Here is a 15,500-nt window from a genome sequence, read left to right on the forward strand (position 1 = left end):
ACTGGGGCGCTGGCGGTAGGCTCAGACGTCCAGGAAATGGTCGGTGCGCCAATCCCTGGCTTGCTCGGCCAGGTTCAGCAATATGTTCATCAGTTCGGGCGCGCGCAGCTCGTTGAGGCGGCACTGGTAGCCGAACGTCACGCGCTGGTCCGGGCCCAGCATGAAGGCGGGCGAATTGGCCGCATAGATCAGCATGTTGGTTTCCAGCAGGGCCTGGTAAGCGTCCTGCAGACGCTCCTGCGGCGGCGTGCCGAAATCGCAATAGACGATGAGGTGATCGGGCGAGAACTCCTCATCGTACTGGACGAAAAAATCGATGCCATCGACTTCGATGGCGTTACCTTGCACCATCAGTTCTGGCTGATCGATGTTGGCGATCGCGCAGAAGTCATTGGTCAATTCAATAAAGCGGCTTCTGGACATGGGTTCCTCTTGTTGTGGTTCTCCCATGGGTGAACTGCGCAGCAAGTGTGGTTCCGATGCAGTGAAGATCGTTGAGAGAAATATCTTTACACGTCGCCATGCAACAGGAATCAGGAATCCCCAAAGATGCAGGCCGCATAAAAAAAGCGGCCTTCGCTGGAAGGCCGCTTGCGGACGGGACGTGCTAAATTCGCTAACGCTTGGCGCTGTTGAGCATTTCGTGCAGTTCCAGGCGGTTATAGGCCACCCGCAGCGCGTCGCGCGCCGACACGCTCTTCTTGTGCACCAGTTGCAGCAGCACCTCGTTGAGACTGCGCGACATGTTGTCTTCCTTGCGCTTCATGAAGTCGCCGATCATGTGCAGCTTGGTCGGATCATTGATGTAGGCGGCAATCTGCTGGTTGTTGTTGAACACCATTTCACTGGCCATGACGTGATGCTCTCCGTCTTCGGACGGCAAGAGGCTCTGGAAGATCACCCCGACCAGGCTCTCGGCCAGCGTGGCGGCGCGCTGGGCGCGCTGGTCCTGCGGGAAGAATCCCAATAGCTTGGTGATGGCGCGCACGGCGCTGCTGGTATGCAGCGTGGCCAGCACCAGGTGGCCCGATTCGCCGGCGTGCAATACCGTGTCGGCGGTATCGAAGTCGCGGATCTCGCCGACCATCAGCACATCCGGCTTCTGCCGCAGCGCCTCGCGCAGTCCCGACGAAAAGCTCTCGGTATCGGTGGGCACCTCTTTTTGCGAGATCAGCGACTGCTTGCGTTGCAACTCGTACTCGATCGGCTCTTCGATGGTGATGATATGACCATGCCGGGTCGAATTGATGTAATCGAGCATCGAGGCGATGGTGGTGGTCTTGCCTGCACCGGTGGGACCGGTCACCAGGATGATGCCCTTGGTCGCTTCGAGCACTGTCTTGACGTAACTTGGCAAGCCGGTGCGTTCCAGCGCCAGCGGCTCGAGCGGAAAACGGCGGATCGAGACGGCGACCTTGGTGCCGCGCGCCATGCGATAGATATTGCAGCGCAGGCGCCACTCGCCCAGCACGAACGGGCAATCCAGCGCCCCGTCGATGATCTTGTCTTCCCAGTCTTCATCGATGGCGCTCAGCAGCGGCGCCAGGTTCTCGATCGATACCGGCATGTCATGCACCGGCTGCCAGCCGCGCGGCGTCTTGAGCATCAGCGGCTGGTCTTGCTCGATATGAATGTCCGAGAAAGTCTGCGTGGAGTTGACGAGCGCGAGCAATTCCCGTTGGAGATCGCGTGCGAGGAAATGGTCATTTGACATTCGGCCACCTGATTTTTTTAAAGCACTTTTTAGTCTCGATGGAAGAGCAACGGACTGCTGCCCGCTGCGTTCCCCGACATGTTTGACCGCCGCGACCCCGGGCTGCGCTAGGATTTGACCGCTCACCAAAGGTGCTTTCCATGACCGGACCACCAACTGACATCATGAAAAGGGAGTCTACTATACCTGCTCGCGGCGTCGCAATTGTTCGCAAAAACTAATATTTTATGCTTACACAACGGTATCCCATCTGCTGAGCACTCAACTTGCCAATTGAGCTAAATATCGTAGACCGAGCGAAAATTCAATTGAAAGATGCATGTCCCCTTCCTTTAACGTTTAACTCATTTGTACGTCGCGTTCAAGCTCCGCCCGGCGTCAATATCATTATCTGGACGCCTGCACCAGTATCTCTTGGGGTATGTTCTTGTATACCTTCTGGGCATACTTGATACGCAGTTGCGGATTGCGCGCGTTGTAAGCGCCTACCGCTTCCCAGGTCAGCCCCATGCGCGCCATGTTCTGGGCCAGGATCCAGGCCCCCACCTGCAGATTCACGCAGGGATCCTTCAGTTGTTCTTCGGTAACACCATACTTGCGCAGCGTAGGCAGCCAGCTGCTGTTGATCTGCATCATGCCGATGTCGTAACTGCCATTCTTGTTCTTGTTCATGGCGTTAGGGTTCAGGTTGGATTCGGTCTTGGCGATCGCGTACAGCAGGTGCACGTTGACGCCATACCACGAGGCCACTTCGTTCCAGCAGGCCAGCGCCGGTGCGCATGCCAGGCAGGCCAGGATCAGGGCGGCGGTCTGCAGCAGCAGGCGCGCCAGCCAGCGGTTGGGTTCACGGGGAATAGGTTCCATTTGCGTATCTCATTGTCTTGTCTGCGCCGCAAATAAGCGGCCGGTAATTGCTGTCCATGACGATCGTCCCCACGGGGAACGTGATATGGGTCGTGTTTTCCCAGGGGTCGTATTCCAGGTAGTGGCAAGCTGCACCGGCGACAAAGTAATTGATGCCGATGGAGATGGCCGGCGACGATGTCCAGCGGTTGACCTGCAACCCCTCGGTAACCACGTTATGGGCGACATAGACATCCTTCGCATTGACCGCACGGGCGGCGTTGACGTCCAGGTCTGCCGAAACGGAGTTACTAGTACTAATGTCGCCAGTGGCATGAATGGTTCCATCGGCCACGATATTTTGCGACGCATTGACATTGCCGGTGCTGACGTTACCGGCCGTAAGGGTGCCCGGCACGCTCATGTTGTTGTTCTGGTCCACCGCCAGCGCGACCCACGCGCTGCCGTTGTAGGAATAGGCCCGGAACTTGTCCAGCGTCATGCGCACATCGCCGACCGTATTGCCGGTGGTGGGCAGCGCGCCATAGTTTGCCTTTGGGTCCTTCCATTGCGAGGGCGAACTCCATACGTTGTTCGTGCCGCAGACCAGCAGGCCGCGGGTGGCGGCGTCGATCGCAATCGCCGCCCGGTTCTGTCCATCCGCATCCAGGCAGCTCGCGCCGGAGGTCACCAGCGCCAGGTCGGCCATGCGGATCGGCGTATTCATGCGGTTCAGTTCCGGACGTCCGGGCACGGCATTGCGATAGAGATAGTCGGCAGATGACTGGCCCGGCCCATCGAAGAACAGATTGGAGGCGAGGTGGCCGCCATCTGCGGCGTTGCCGGTCAGGTTGGTGCCGCCGGTGCAGGTGGTGGATCGATACGACGTGGTGACGCTGCTCCAGTTACTGCCTTTGGCGTTGGCGGTGTCCGAGGTGCTGATATAGCCACCGTTGGGCCCGGCGTTGGCGGCAATCACTGGCAGCACCTTCTCGGGGATCTTTTCGCCGCCGGTGGTCACCACCAGGGCATCGAACTTGCCCGGATTGCCGCTTGGATCGGGCTGACGGATCAGCACGCACGGCGTCTGCCCGTAGCCATTCTTGGTCGCCGTCCCGTCAGCCAGGAATTTTCCGGTCTTGAGTTGCGCCACGCCCACCGCGAGCAACGATCCCGTCGCTGGCAATGACGTCGTCAGGGTGGCGGCATTGGCCGCGATGTATTTCTGTCCGGCGGCCACGATCTGCGACTGGTAATACGCCGCCTGCTGGCCCTTGGTGTCCTCCAGCGCGGTATCCATCATGCTGGACAGGCCCATCACGAGGATGGCGCCGATGGCGAGCGCGCCGAGGATCTCGAGCATCGCAATGCCGCTCTGGCGGCGTAGGGCAGAAGGGGGATGGGTCGGCATCATGTTCATTTGATCATTGCGATCCACACCGGCGCACCGTTGGGGATCGACATGGCGGAAATGGCGGTGGTCGGAATATTGGTATTGCCGGCCACCGGCGACTGCAACTTGTTGGTCGTACTGTCATAGAGGCCGAACAGCACCGAGTTCTGCGCCAGGCTGGCCAGTTCAGCCGTCAGGTTGCGCTCGGGCAGCGCCGTGGCGTAGATGTAGATGATGCCGTCGGCGTCGCGATAATTGCTCCACGCCAGCGGCGTGCTCTGCTGGTACAGGCGGCTCCACGACGGCAGGTAGCCGCCGCTCTTGAGGGCCGCCGTGCTCACCACGCCCGGACTGGAATCATGGGCGCTGAAATAATTGATGACCGCGTTGCGATAGATGCCCATCTCGGCCGCCCGGCTGGCCGCCAGACCGGCCTGGGCGCCATCCAGCGCCTGGGCGTTTCGGGTCGCATAGATCCCGGCCACCGCGATCAGGATGGCCACTACTGCAGCGTTCCACATATTGGTCCTCCGGTGGGTCGGTCCGGCGGCGACTTCAGCGCCGCCGGCAGAATCGCTACGCGTCCATCAGCTCGATGTGTAGGTGATGGAGTTGCTGGTCAGCGTGCAATTCGCGGTGGCGTCTTCCACGCTCGCCGGGAAAGCGGAGATATCGGCAGTATTGACCTTGATAGTTACCCAGCCGTTGGCGCCCGAGATCATGCTCACGCACACATCCTGTGGCACCGACGGGTAAGCGATGGTGAAGCCGTTGTTGGCGCCGACGATGGCGACCGTGCCGCCCCAGCTGTTCTTGAGCGTGGTGCCATCTGCGGCCAAGGTGCCGGGCGCCGCCTTGGCGCTCTGCAACGCTTGCGGAATGCCAGTCGTTGGGTAGGTCTGCCCCATGTACAGCTTGCGCACGGCAGTGCGCAGCCCGATCACTTCTTCATTGGCCTGGTTCGACTTGGCGCTGCTGAAGGCGCCGGTCAGCAGCGAGATCGCGCCCATGACCACAATCGCCGCGATACCGAGGTAGGCAATGCCTTCCAGCAGCGACGCGCCGTGCTGGCGCGCCAGCTTGTTGTTGGAACGAATCGATTTTCCTTTTAAACCATTCATTTTTTCGCCGAACATGATTAACCCCTGTGATTGAAAAAGAACTGCATTGAACAATTAATGAGCGCGGGCAAGCGCCGCGATTTCCTGCTGAATCCCGAAGAACCCGATCACCAGCCAACCGATCACGATGGCCATGGTGACCACCGCCATGCCGTTGACCAGCTTCATGCGCAGGGAAATGACTTCCACCCCCTGCTCCATCCATTCATCCGCCAGCAACTGCAAGGCATCGGCGAAGCCCTTGTATTCCGCATAGACGCAGAGATCGTCGATGACTTCCTTGGAGGGAAACTGATACCCCGTATTGCGCAGCGCCTCGCCGCAATTGAGGCCCGAGCGCACGCCCAGCAACGCACCGTCCAGGCGTTCGCGCAACCACGGCTGGGCTCCGCCGGACAAGCGCATCAGCGCTTTCTCTACCGTCACGCCGGCGCCCTGCAGGGCCGAGAACGCCAGCAGGAAACCGCTACCCACCATCAGGCGATAGATCGAATACGGCGGCGCGCGGTCGGCCCAGATGCGCAGGCTGCCGCGCCAGCGGGGCATCGACACGAACAGGATCACCAGCGCCACGGCGATGCCCAGCAAGGTCCATCCCATCCAGTGCTGCACCCACAGCGACATCAGGTACAGCGACCGCGCCGCGCCCTGCCACTTGTTGGGATCCATCATGGTCGTGAATTGCGGGATGACCTTGGCCCCGAACAGGTAGATGTACGACAGCACCAGGCCCAGGATCGCCAGCGGATAGGCCATGCCACCCACGATCACCGCATTGATCTTCTTGCGCGCCTGGACCACGTTGACCACCGAGATCAGGGTCGGCTCCAGCTTGCCGGACTGTTCGCCGGCCATCAGGATCATCTGTTCCGACTTCGGCACCCAGCCGTCCAGCGCCTCCGACAGCAGCCGGCCGTTCTGCACGCTGCGGCGGCAATCGTCGAGGATGATCGCCAGCGGTTCCTTCGGGTTCTTGCCGTTGTTCGATTCGCGGTCGCGCAGCTCTTCCAGCACCTTCAGCAGCGGCAAGCCGTTGCTGAGCATTTTCGACATCTTGCGATACAGGCGCAGCCGGGCCGTATCGGTGAACTGCGTCTTGGCCCACAGGCGGTTGATATCAGGTAGCACTGCGACCCTCCACGACAGTCAGAAAGGGCAACACCGGCGCGTGGTCATAGATCAGGTGACCCACCACCCGCTCGGCCATGCGTGGATCGAGTTCGCCCCGCGCCACTTTCTCGATGGCGTGCTCCAGCATGGTTTTTCCACCCAGCTCATTGATCCAGTACTTCAGCGCCTCGGTTTTTTCGCCCTGGCGCACCAGGCGGAAGAAGTGATCGTCCGGGATGATGATCTCGGCCACCACCGAGCGTCCCACGGTGCCCTGCCCCTTGCATTCATCACAACCGGGGCCGGTCACGCAGACGCCCTCCAGGTTGGACGACACCGCCTGGCGCACCCGTGCCAGCATGGCCGGCGGCAGCGCTTCGGGATGCTTGGCCAGCGACTGCCGGCAGCAGGGACACAGCTTCTTGACCAGGCGCTGGCTGATCAGCCCGGTCACCACGTTGTGGTCGGCCACCAGGGCAGCGGGCAAGCCAAGGTCCAGCAGCCGATCGACGATGGCCAGGGCGCTGTTGGCATGCACCGTGGTCCACACCTGATGGCCGGTCATCGATGCACGCAACGCGTTCTGCGCGGTGGCGCGGTCGCGCACTTCGCCGATCATGATGGTGTCGGGGTCCAGTCGCATGGCGTTGGAGATGGCGGCGGCGAAGGCGCGCGAGCGCTCTTCCTCGTTGCCGGCGTTGGTCACGGCGGTCTGCACCGCGCCTTCGATCGGATATTCGACCGGGTCTTCGATGGTCAGCACGTGCAGCTTGCCTTCGGCTTCGATGATCTCGCCGGTCAGCACCCGCTGCAGCGTGGTCGACTTGCCCGAACCGGTGGGGCCGCTGATGATGTTCAGGCCGACCGGTTGCTCCTTCAGTTTTTGCAGCGCGATCGCATGGGCTTCGGAAAAACCGAGCGGGCGCAGGTCGATGTTGTCGCCGGCATCGTTATAGAGCAGCCGCATCACCATCACCGATCCTTCGCTGGTGGGCACGGTGGCGATACGCACGCCGTACAGCGCCGGCGGCAGCTTGTCGCGGTCGGCGATGGCGGCATCCTGGCGCTCGGTCGGCTTGTAGGAACTGTCCGAGACCGAGGTCATCGCGCCGTACAGCGTGGCCAGCAGGCGTTCGCCGTATTCACGGGTCTGCCCGCCCACCGGCACCAGGTCGTTGTGGATCCGGAAGTAGATCTCGGTGCAGTTCTTGCGTACCCGCAGGTGGATATCGGAGGCGCGCGAACGGCAAGCCTTGTTGAGCAGGTCCTTGGCGGTGACCTGCATCATCGTGTGTTCCTGATGGCGCTCTTCGGGCAACACGCCGCCGACGCGATTGATGCGGTAGATCACCTCGACCCCGCTCGACTCCACCTTGTAGGATTGCCCCAGTCGCTCCAGCCGTCCCTGGTACGACATGACATGGGGATTGAGCTCTTGTCCGGCCACGACCAGCAGACGGCCGTCGCCCAGCAGGCACAGCAACTTGCGCTCTTCCTGGCTGGCTTCGAACAGGCCGCTGTGGCTCAGCACCTGCAAGCCGTCGAAGCGCGGCGCATCGTCAGGGGTGCCGGCGGGCGAGCCTTGCGGCTGCTCGCGGCGTCGTGGCAGGCGCAGTTTCATCTCGCCACTCCCCGGTTGCCGGCAGCGACGACGCCCGGACCCGGAAAATTCGGGTTGAAGCCGGTCAGCGCCGGTGCATAGGTGCCAAGCCGGAACTGGCGGCCCTTGTTGGAGGCCAGTACCTCGCGCGGATGCACCGCGACGATCTTCATGCCGCCCGGCAGGGTGTCGCCCTGCTGCACATCGACCAGGCTGCCATCGCTCAATTGCAGGGTGGCATACATGCGATTGCCGATGCCTTCGATGGCGCGCACCACCGGGTCGCCCACCACTTCGGGCTGGTTCAGCGCCGCCGTCACGCTCTGTCGGGCGGCGATTTCATTTTGCTTGGTGACGATGCTGGCCTGCACTTCGAGCTGCTTTTCGCGCGCCTTCAGGACCATGGTCTCGGCCTCGATCCGGGTCAGGCTCTCGGAGGTGCTCTCGGCGCAAGCGGGAAACGCGCTCCAGGCGGCCACCGCCAGCAGTGCAACAACGGTCTTATTTTGCATATATCGTTCCCTCCATGATCCACTGGGATCCTTGATAAACCACCTTGTCGACCCGCACGCCTGGCCGGTTGAGAATCTCGGCGATCTCCAGCGGCTCCATGCCGCCGGCGACGAGCTTGAAAAGATAACTGCGCCAGTTGGGTTGCCACTGCTGGTCGCCGGTGTTCATTTGCGGCGCCGGCGCCAGGCTGACCTTGATCGGCACCGCCATCATCTGCAGCCGCGACAGCAAGGGTTCGAGCGTCTTGCGGCTGTCCTGCAATTCTTCGTTCTGCGGCGCCTGCATCTTCAGCGGACGCACGTAGCTGGCGCGTTCTCCTGCCGGCTCCACGGTGGCGTCCGGCATCTGCTCGCGCAGCATCGCCACGGTCGAGCCGCCACGGCCCCAGGCATAGGCCTGCGACTCCTGGGTGCAGGTATAGGACTCCAGCACCCAGCCACCCGCCGTCGGATGAGTGAACTGTTGCTGGCAGGTGCGCATCAGGCTGACCGGCGACGCCTTCTTGGCCCATGGGCGCGCCGCCACCGAGGCTTCGCGCATCAATCTTTCGCGCACCTGCTGCATGGCGATCTCGCGCTCACGCTCCAGCTTCTTCTGCTGGTAGACCTTCCAGCCGTAGCTGCCGCCCAGCGCGACCGCGCCGATCACGCTGGCGGCGGCGGCCATCGGCACCCAGCTGGGGCGCCCGCCGATCTGGCGCAGGCCCCACCATTTGTGGATGCGGATGCTGCCGTCGGGCCGCTGCGGCATGAAGCTCTTGATATCGCGCGGCTGGAAGTTGTGAAAGCCGAACGAGCGCAACTCGTCTTCACCCAGCACCACGTTCCAGCCGCCCAGTGCGTAGTCGTTGTGCAGCCGGTCGAGCACTTCTTCCTTGCTGCCGGCGAAGTCGCCATTGGGCAGGAAGTTGGCGTCGCGCACCGCGAAGTAGACCCAGTGATCGTCGGGCAACTTGAAGGCGCCCAGCCAGTTGTGCACCGGTTGCTGCTCGCCGTCGTAGAACGCGCCTTCGATGGCCAGCGTCTTCGACACCACTGCGGCCAGCGAATACATGCCGCGCTTGATGCCGTCCCGGGTCTGGGCAAAGCCGGCCTGGGCCGTGGTGTGGTCCATGCGGACCACCATCAGGTCGGAGTCGATCCGGCGGCCCAGGTCGGCGGCTTCGCGGTTGAGTTCGCGCGGCTTGGACAGCGATTGCCAGAACAGGCCGCAGACGAACTTGTGCTTCTCTAGGGTGGTGATATAGCCGGCCATGTCATCTTCCTCAGGACGCCGAACCCATGGCCACCGGGGTAATCAGCACCACGATCACCTCCTTGTTGGAGGATGCCGAAAAGCCGCCGCCCAGCGCCATGTTCTTGGCCTCGCCCACGCCCGAGCGGCCGAGGTCGTCGTCGGTCTGTTCGAAGCCGCTGATGATCAGGGTCTCGTTGGACTTCATCGCCACCCGCTGCAGGAAGTTGCGGGTATCCAGTTCGGGCGACTCGATCTGCGAGGTGACCTGGCCGCTGGAGTCGCTGGTGCCGACGATGGTGCGGATGCGACGCAGCGTCGAGATGTCGGTCGAGAACTGCAGCATCACGGTGCCGTTGGTCAGCATGTGCGGCAGGATGCTCATGTTGAAACCGGCCGTCACCACGCCCGGCGTGAGCGAGGTGGTCGAGCCGACCTGCGCCACCAGCGAGGTCTGCAGCGATTGCAGGTAGGTGGTCTGGCGCGCCACCTGCACCGGCACTGGCTGGTTGTTCAGCGTGACCACCGAGGCGGTGGTCTGGCGCCGCACCCGGCCCTGCTCGGACAGCGCCTGCATCACCGCCTGGCTGCCCGCAAACTTGGAGGTGCCGGTGGAGGGAATGCCGGCGGTGAACGACACCAGGCCGGTGGCGGCGGCGCCGGCATAGGCGTTGGAGATGCCGAAGTTGCTGTTGAGGCTGCGGTAGACGGCGCTCCAGTTGATGCCGTACTGATCCGAATCGCTCAAGGTGACCGACAGCACGGTGACGTTGATGGCGATCTGGCGCGACAGCGACTTGTTCTCGCCATCGATATAGGAGGCGATGCGCTCCAGCGAATCAGGCGTATCGACCACCGTGATGGAACCGGTCGCCGGCGACGCCAGCACCTTGCCGTACGGCGACAGCATCACCTTGATCGCCGATTCCAGTCCGGTATAGACCGACAGCTTGGAGGCGACCTGGGTATTCTGGGTATTGTTGGCGTTCACGCCAGAGGACGCGCCGCCACCCCCACCGCCGCCGCTGGAACCGCCACCACCACTGCTGCCACCACCGGCGCCGCCGGTCGAGGTAGCGCCGCTGGTGACAGTGGCCGAGAAGGTCGAGTCGCCCGGAATGGCGCTGATCTGGAAGTTGCGCGACTCGGTGTGGAAGAACTGGATCACGCCCTCGCTGAACTTCCACGACACGCCGAAACGGGCGGCCGCGGTATCGAGCAAGCCCTTGAGCGATCCACTGTTATAAGCGATGCGCACACCATTGGGCAGGTCGGTAAAGGTCGGCTGCGCCTGGCCGGTATTGGCCGCCGGGCCGCGACCGGGCTGCACCGGGCTGCTCTGGCCTTCGCCGGGCGTGCCCATGGGCAACGGCAACATGGGACCGTTGGTTTGCGCGATCATGCCTGGCGCAGCGCGCAGCGCCGGGTTGGCCGAAGTCGGCAGACCGGCAAGGTTACGTGGCCGAAACGCGCCGCCCGACACTTCAAGCGCGTCCGGGCTCACCTTGCTCGGTATGCCCGAGCGCAGGGTGATGCGTTCGGCCAGTTCGGTGAGCGAATTGATGGTGCGATCGAAGGTAGTCGGTTCATAGAAGATCGGCGGCAGCGAAGGCTGGCCCAGCTTGATCGGCGTCTTGCCCAGCCAGATCCCGGCTTCGTGCTTCACCAGCGGCGCCGACGGCATGACGGTGCCGGGCGCGGTGCGCCCCACGTCACGGCTCAGGCGACCGGCGCGTTCGGCTTCCTGGTCGACCTTTCCTTCAAGCTTGTTGGCCAGGCCGCTGCAGCCGGCAATCAGAATTGCCAGCGGCAACAGCAGCGGCAATTTGCTGGAATATCCCTTCATCATTCGCTCCCCTTGGCCATGATGCGCAACACTTTGTTGCCTTGATAAAAGATTGCCTTCATCGGAATTTCTGCCGACTCCATGCTGCTGGCGACGATCGACACGGCTTCTTCGAAGGTGCCGCGCACCTGGGTCCGGGCCTCGACCGCATAGTCCACCGGCAGCTCCCACAGCAGTTGCCATCCGGCCGTCGCAGCCCAGCGCGCCATGGTGGCGTTGAGGGTCTTGTCGGTGACGATGATTTCCCAGGTGCGGGTGGCATCGGCGGCCACCGCGATGGCGGCCGGCGCGGCCGCCATCGGCACCGCATCGATCAGGGTTTCGGTGGTGGCGGCGCTCTTGCCGGCCCGTGCCGAACGACCTGGTTTCTTGTCGGTCTCGGCCTTTGCCAGCACCAGCGTGTCACTGGAGAGCGCGGACCGGGCCAGCGGCAGCGGGTCGCAGTCGTCCAGTTCCGGTTCACCTGCCACCAGCTGGAAGCGGCTATCCTCGGCACTGGCAAAGGTCACCGCGCCGGCATACTTCATGGACGGCAGCACCGCCTGTGCGGCGGCCTGGCTGGCCCAGCCTGAACCCAGCGTGACAACAAAAGCGCAAGCCACCAAGCTGAACTGCCTGCTGTGGTGGCTGCCTGCAATGTGTGAGCGAACCATGACGCATCCCTTGAACGACAACGTTAAAAAAAAGGCAAACAAAGTCCCCTGCGTCTTGCCTGTGCAAGATCGCCGGCGCGAAACGGCACGGGTTTTCCCTGCCTGGAATCGCCTGAAATCCTAGAAATGTGCTGTTGCCCGAGTTTCGAATGCTGCTTGTTTCTTTTGCATTTCCTTCATCGCTTGCTCACCATTGCAGTGAACAATTGAACATCGGCGCGGTACGCCATGCGATGGTCCCTATCCTTGCCCGGTCAGCGTTTGCGGCGCTTTCCGTCTCAACATGTTGCACAGTGTAACTAAACCGGCGCGTGAAATTCTCAACAAATATGACCGATCCGGAACTGGATAAAACGACAACTTCCAGGTAAGTCCCACCGTTTTCCATCAGTCGACCGGCCTGTCATCGATAGACCTTCGGGTCGCTGAACATGAGTGAAGGTGGCGCGGCGGCGGTTCCATCCATCGCCAAAAAATCCGGGGCGGATCGGAGAAGGCAAAGGGAGCGCCGCAGCGCTCCCTTGGTTCAGCATGAAGATGGTTCAGGTCGGCTAGAGGATCCCGACCATGCCGCCCGGCCTGACACAACGGTTCTTCGTCTTGCGCAGCGGCAGCCGCACCCCCATCAATGAGCCGCCGGCGGGCGCCGCGCTGGCCAGCGCCGGCTCATCCGTGGCGCTTTGCGTGGTCGACGCCGGCGGACTGGCCGGCAGCGGCAACATGGCCGGCGGCGTGCTGCTGGAGGTGGCCGCTCCCGCAGGCGCCGGCAGTATCTGCGAACTGTTCACGGGGCCAGGCACCGGAATCGGTGGCATGCCCGGCGCCGACGCTGGCGCCGTTGGTGGCGTCTGGCCTGCCGGCGTCGCGCCTGCCTTGCCGCGGGCTGGCGTATTGGAGGCCAGGCGCGTGCCATCGAAGCTGGTGATGCGCGGCGTGATCAGGAACAGCCGCTCGCGCGTGCTATTGGATCTGGATTCGCTGCGAAACAGGCCGCCCACCAGCGGCAAGTCGCCCAGTACCGGCACCTTCTGCTTGTTGCGAATCAGCGATTCGGCGCGATAGCCACCGATCATCAGCGTTTGCTGGGCGTCGATGATGGCCTGGGTATTGATGGTCGAACGGGTCACGTTGGCGGCGATGTTGGTGCTGCCGCTGCCGTTGGTCGTGGTGGAGGTATTGCTGTCGGTATTGTTCAACGAGCCGTCTTCGATATCGACTTCCATCCGCACCCGGGTATGGCCACCGTCGTTGATGATGCGGGGGATCACCCGCAGCATGGTCCCGGCAGTGATATCGGACATGTCGGCGACGCGCTCGCCGATCATCGACACGTAGGCGCTCTGGCTCAGGTCCAGCACGGCCGCTACGTTGTCCAGCGTCAGCACGGTGGGCGTGGCCAGTACGCGGGCCTCGCCGTTCGACTCCATCGCCTTGAGCCGGGCATAGAAACGCGCGGCATCGCTGATGAGCAGGGTCGCGCCCGGCAACGGCAGGTCGGTGCCGCTGGACTGGGTGGTGGTGCCGTTGACCATGGTGTCGAACGCGCCGGCGCGCACGCCCCACTCCACGCCCATTTCGGCCAGCCGGCTACGATCGATATCGACGATAAGCGCCTCGATCTCGACTTGCTGGGGCTTGACGTCAAGCTGGGCGATCAGCGAGGCATACATGTCCTTCTTGGCGATGTCGTCATAGATCATGATGGCGTTGAGGGTGGGATCGGCCTCGATGCGCGGCGGCTGATGCTTGGCGTCGCCTTCCTGGCCATTACCTGCGCCTGCGCCATTGTCATAGTCACCCTGCGCGGCCTGCGATGCGCCCGGCGCCATCAGGTTGTTGCGTCCGTTGCTGCCGGGCGCGGCGAACAGCGGTGAAAAGCGTTCGCCATTGCCGGCATTGCTTTCGCCCGACTCGCCACGAGCGATCTTGCCGGTGCGCGAACGCTTGCGGCTGTCGACGTCGAAACGGTTGCTGCTGTTGCCGGTAAGTTTCTCGGCGCCCTGCGCACCCATCAGCAGATTGGTGAGGATGGTCTTGATGCCGGGGATGGTCTCGGCCTTGCCGCGCGAATTGATGACGCGATCATTGGCCGTGGCATAGGTGAGGCGAAACAGCATGACCTGGCGCCCGCGCAGTTTTTCCTTCTTGCCGGTCGGCAGCAGCACCTCTCGCGCCAGGTCCACATAGGCGCGCGGACCGCTGACGATGACCACGCCTTCGTCCGGCAACTCGCCCCATCCGAAGCGTTCATCGAACAGGCCCAACCCGACCAGCGCGGCTTTTGCGTCCATCACGGCGTCGTCGCCGACCTGCATGCGCGACGAAGTATTGTCGGTCGACGGCACCACGTACAACGTATCGTTGTAGACAAACCAGCGCATCTTGTAGGAACCGGTCAGGCGGTTGAGAAACTCCACGCCGTTATCGGCCTTGATCCGGCCCTTGATGATCTGGCCGCCATCGGCGCTCATCTGCAGGCGCACGCCATAGGTGCGTGAAAACTCGTCCAGCACCCCGCGCACCGTGAGGCCATTGGCATTGATGGAAAATCCACCGTCCTTCCATGCCGCCGGCACCGCCGCATGCAGCGTGGTGCCCCACAGCAGCAGCACAGCCAAGGCCATGCCGATGCCCCAGGACTTGATGGTTTCTCTAACGTTCATGGTGTGTCCCCCTTGATGGCCGCGCGCAAGCGCTGTTCGGCCCGATTGATTCCAGTATCCCGCCGGTTGCCCGTCTTCGTGACGTATCCCAGGGCGGCCCGCCACAGACCGGCCTGGTTGAGTAGATCCTCGAGTGCGTCGGCCGCGTCGAACCAGGTCTCGGCCTGGGGCAGCCAACGATTGAGCAGCAACGCGCCATCCTCGCCAATGCCCAGGCCCGCCTCGAATTCCATCGCGCCCTGGAATCCGGTGCGGATGGCTTCGGTGACCTGGGCGTCGGATGGCTGCGCGAGCAAGATCAGGCCAAGCTCGGCGCCATCATCGAAGATGTTGAAATAAACGCGTTCGCCGTCGATCTCACACGGTTCCGACAGGGGCAGCGCCAGTAGCCACTGCTCCAGTTCTTCCGATCGCATCGGTTAACGGGTTTCGCTGAGGACGGTCTTGAGCGGCTTTTGCAGCAGGCCGAACTGGGCGGTCATCGCCGTGCGCGTGACCGATTGCTTGTTGAGCAGGTCCATGAACTCAGCCGGATCGGGATGTTCGCCGTCGGCCTGGCGCCGGTTGAAGTCGCCCAACTGGTCGGCGGTCGATTCGAAACGGTTGTTCAGCCTGCCGAGCGTCTGCAAATAAGGATGGTTATTGGCGGACATGGTCGTTCTCCTTTGCGTGAGCGAAGCGGCGCGCCACTTCGCGATTGACAGATGGGAATGCATCGATATGTGCCTCCGCCCTGCCATCCGGTTCGCTCGCACGCCCCGCAAAAGTCTCAACATTTATCGCCGCCCTGATCGTCGCCATGATCGCCACC

15 protein-coding genes are annotated in these 15,500 nt (G+C 62.7%); all 15 read right to left on the bottom strand.

All coding sequences use genetic code 11. The features are described 5' to 3' along the window. Positions 1–21 precede the first annotated feature (21 nt). The 15 genes from LBW87_RS16035 to LBW87_RS16105 all read right to left on the bottom strand — a co-directional run bounded on the left by LBW87_RS16035 (position 22) and on the right by LBW87_RS16105 (position 15,342). On the bottom strand, positions 22–423 hold the full coding sequence (locus LBW87_RS16035) for a CesT family type III secretion system chaperone (RefSeq protein WP_225202492.1): 402 nt from the start codon (positions 421–423) through the stop codon (positions 22–24). Positions 424–616: 193 nt separating this feature from the next. Then, on the bottom strand, positions 617–1,714 hold the full coding sequence (locus LBW87_RS16040) for a type IV pilus twitching motility protein PilT (RefSeq protein WP_225202493.1): 1,098 nt from the start codon (positions 1,712–1,714) through the stop codon (positions 617–619). A gap of 387 nt (positions 1,715–2,101) precedes the next feature. Continuing rightward, positions 2,102–2,578, bottom strand: a complete 477-nt coding sequence (locus LBW87_RS16045; protein WP_225202494.1) for a lytic transglycosylase domain-containing protein — start codon at positions 2,576–2,578, stop codon at positions 2,102–2,104. Beyond that, complete coding sequence (pilV, locus tag LBW87_RS16050) at positions 2,559–3,971, bottom strand: shufflon system plasmid conjugative transfer pilus tip adhesin PilV (RefSeq protein WP_225202495.1); 1,413 nt, start codon at positions 3,969–3,971, stop codon at positions 2,559–2,561. The genes LBW87_RS16045 and pilV overlap by 20 nt, the downstream gene beginning before the upstream one ends. A gap of 2 nt (positions 3,972–3,973) precedes the next feature. Continuing rightward, complete coding sequence (gene pilM / locus LBW87_RS16055) at positions 3,974–4,471, bottom strand: type IV pilus biogenesis protein PilM (protein WP_225202496.1); 498 nt, start codon at positions 4,469–4,471, stop codon at positions 3,974–3,976. 66 nt (positions 4,472–4,537) lie between these two features. Further along, positions 4,538–5,086: a type 4 pilus major pilin gene (locus LBW87_RS16060; RefSeq protein WP_225202497.1), complete on the bottom strand. Its 549-nt coding sequence runs from the start codon at positions 5,084–5,086 to the stop codon at positions 4,538–4,540. A gap of 39 nt (positions 5,087–5,125) precedes the next feature. Continuing rightward, complete coding sequence (locus LBW87_RS16065; RefSeq protein WP_225202498.1) at positions 5,126–6,199, bottom strand: type II secretion system F family protein; 1,074 nt, start codon at positions 6,197–6,199, stop codon at positions 5,126–5,128. After that, positions 6,189–7,802: a GspE/PulE family protein gene (locus LBW87_RS16070; RefSeq protein ID WP_225202499.1), complete on the bottom strand. Its 1,614-nt coding sequence runs from the start codon at positions 7,800–7,802 to the stop codon at positions 6,189–6,191. The genes LBW87_RS16065 and LBW87_RS16070 overlap by 11 nt, the downstream gene beginning before the upstream one ends. Then, on the bottom strand, positions 7,799–8,293 hold the full coding sequence (pilP, locus tag LBW87_RS16075) for a type IV pilus biogenesis protein PilP (RefSeq protein ID WP_225202500.1): 495 nt from the start codon (positions 8,291–8,293) through the stop codon (positions 7,799–7,801). The genes LBW87_RS16070 and pilP overlap by 4 nt, the downstream gene beginning before the upstream one ends. After that, positions 8,283–9,548: a type 4b pilus protein PilO2 gene (gene pilO2 / locus LBW87_RS16080; protein ID WP_225202501.1), complete on the bottom strand. Its 1,266-nt coding sequence runs from the start codon at positions 9,546–9,548 to the stop codon at positions 8,283–8,285. The genes pilP and pilO2 overlap by 11 nt, the downstream gene beginning before the upstream one ends. Before the next feature lie 10 nt (positions 9,549–9,558). Then, positions 9,559–11,373, bottom strand: coding sequence for a PilN family type IVB pilus formation outer membrane protein (locus LBW87_RS16085; RefSeq protein WP_225202502.1), 1,815 nt, complete (start codon positions 11,371–11,373; stop codon positions 9,559–9,561). Then, positions 11,373–12,026 (bottom strand): toxin co-regulated pilus biosynthesis Q family protein, encoded by a 654-nt coding sequence (locus tag LBW87_RS16090; protein ID WP_225202503.1) that lies wholly within the window; start codon positions 12,024–12,026, stop codon positions 11,373–11,375. Before LBW87_RS16090 ends, LBW87_RS16085 begins: the two co-directional genes overlap by 1 nt. A 551-nt stretch (positions 12,027–12,577) precedes the next feature. Continuing rightward, entirely contained in the window at positions 12,578–14,689 is a 2,112-nt protein-coding gene (gene sctC, locus LBW87_RS16095) for a type III secretion system outer membrane ring subunit SctC (RefSeq protein ID WP_225202504.1), read from the bottom strand. Continuing rightward, positions 14,686–15,105: a hypothetical protein gene (locus LBW87_RS16100; protein ID WP_225202505.1), complete on the bottom strand. Its 420-nt coding sequence runs from the start codon at positions 15,103–15,105 to the stop codon at positions 14,686–14,688. Before LBW87_RS16100 ends, sctC begins: the two co-directional genes overlap by 4 nt. Before the next feature lie 3 nt (positions 15,106–15,108). Continuing rightward, positions 15,109–15,342: a hypothetical protein gene (locus LBW87_RS16105; protein ID WP_225202506.1), complete on the bottom strand. Its 234-nt coding sequence runs from the start codon at positions 15,340–15,342 to the stop codon at positions 15,109–15,111. Between the last annotated feature and the right edge of the window lie 158 nt (positions 15,343–15,500).

This window comes from Herbaspirillum sp. alder98 (genome assembly GCF_020179755.1).
In the GTDB taxonomy this organism is placed as follows: domain Bacteria; phylum Pseudomonadota; class Gammaproteobacteria; order Burkholderiales; family Burkholderiaceae_D; genus Herbaspirillum.

What these genes read in the sequence shown, in the direction of transcription:
- pilO2 (WP_225202501.1), bottom strand. Translation starts at nt 9,548, where the DNA reads ATGGCCGGCTATATCACCACCCTAGAGAAGCACAAGTTCGTCTGCGGC.
- LBW87_RS16070 (WP_225202499.1), bottom strand. Translation starts at nt 7,802, where the DNA reads ATGAAACTGCGCCTGCCACGACGCCGCGAGCAGCCGCAAGGCTCGCCC.
- LBW87_RS16045 (WP_225202494.1), bottom strand. Translation starts at nt 2,578, where the DNA reads ATGGAACCTATTCCCCGTGAACCCAACCGCTGGCTGGCGCGCCTGCTG.
- LBW87_RS16100 (WP_225202505.1), bottom strand. Translation starts at nt 15,105, where the DNA reads ATGCGATCGGAAGAACTGGAGCAGTGGCTACTGGCGCTGCCCCTGTCG.
- LBW87_RS16035 (WP_225202492.1), bottom strand. Translation starts at nt 423, where the DNA reads ATGTCCAGAAGCCGCTTTATTGAATTGACCAATGACTTCTGCGCGATC.
- LBW87_RS16105 (WP_225202506.1), bottom strand. Translation starts at nt 15,342, where the DNA reads ATGTCCGCCAATAACCATCCTTATTTGCAGACGCTCGGCAGGCTGAAC.
- LBW87_RS16085 (WP_225202502.1), bottom strand. Translation starts at nt 11,373, where the DNA reads ATGAAGGGATATTCCAGCAAATTGCCGCTGCTGTTGCCGCTGGCAATT.
- pilM (WP_225202496.1), bottom strand. Translation starts at nt 4,471, where the DNA reads ATGTGGAACGCTGCAGTAGTGGCCATCCTGATCGCGGTGGCCGGGATC.
- LBW87_RS16090 (WP_225202503.1), bottom strand. Translation starts at nt 12,026, where the DNA reads ATGGTTCGCTCACACATTGCAGGCAGCCACCACAGCAGGCAGTTCAGC.
- sctC (WP_225202504.1), bottom strand. Translation starts at nt 14,689, where the DNA reads ATGAACGTTAGAGAAACCATCAAGTCCTGGGGCATCGGCATGGCCTTG.
- LBW87_RS16040 (WP_225202493.1), bottom strand. Translation starts at nt 1,714, where the DNA reads ATGTCAAATGACCATTTCCTCGCACGCGATCTCCAACGGGAATTGCTC.
- LBW87_RS16060 (WP_225202497.1), bottom strand. Translation starts at nt 5,086, where the DNA reads ATGTTCGGCGAAAAAATGAATGGTTTAAAAGGAAAATCGATTCGTTCC.
- pilP (WP_225202500.1), bottom strand. Translation starts at nt 8,293, where the DNA reads ATGCAAAATAAGACCGTTGTTGCACTGCTGGCGGTGGCCGCCTGGAGC.
- pilV (WP_225202495.1), bottom strand. Translation starts at nt 3,971, where the DNA reads ATGATGCCGACCCATCCCCCTTCTGCCCTACGCCGCCAGAGCGGCATT.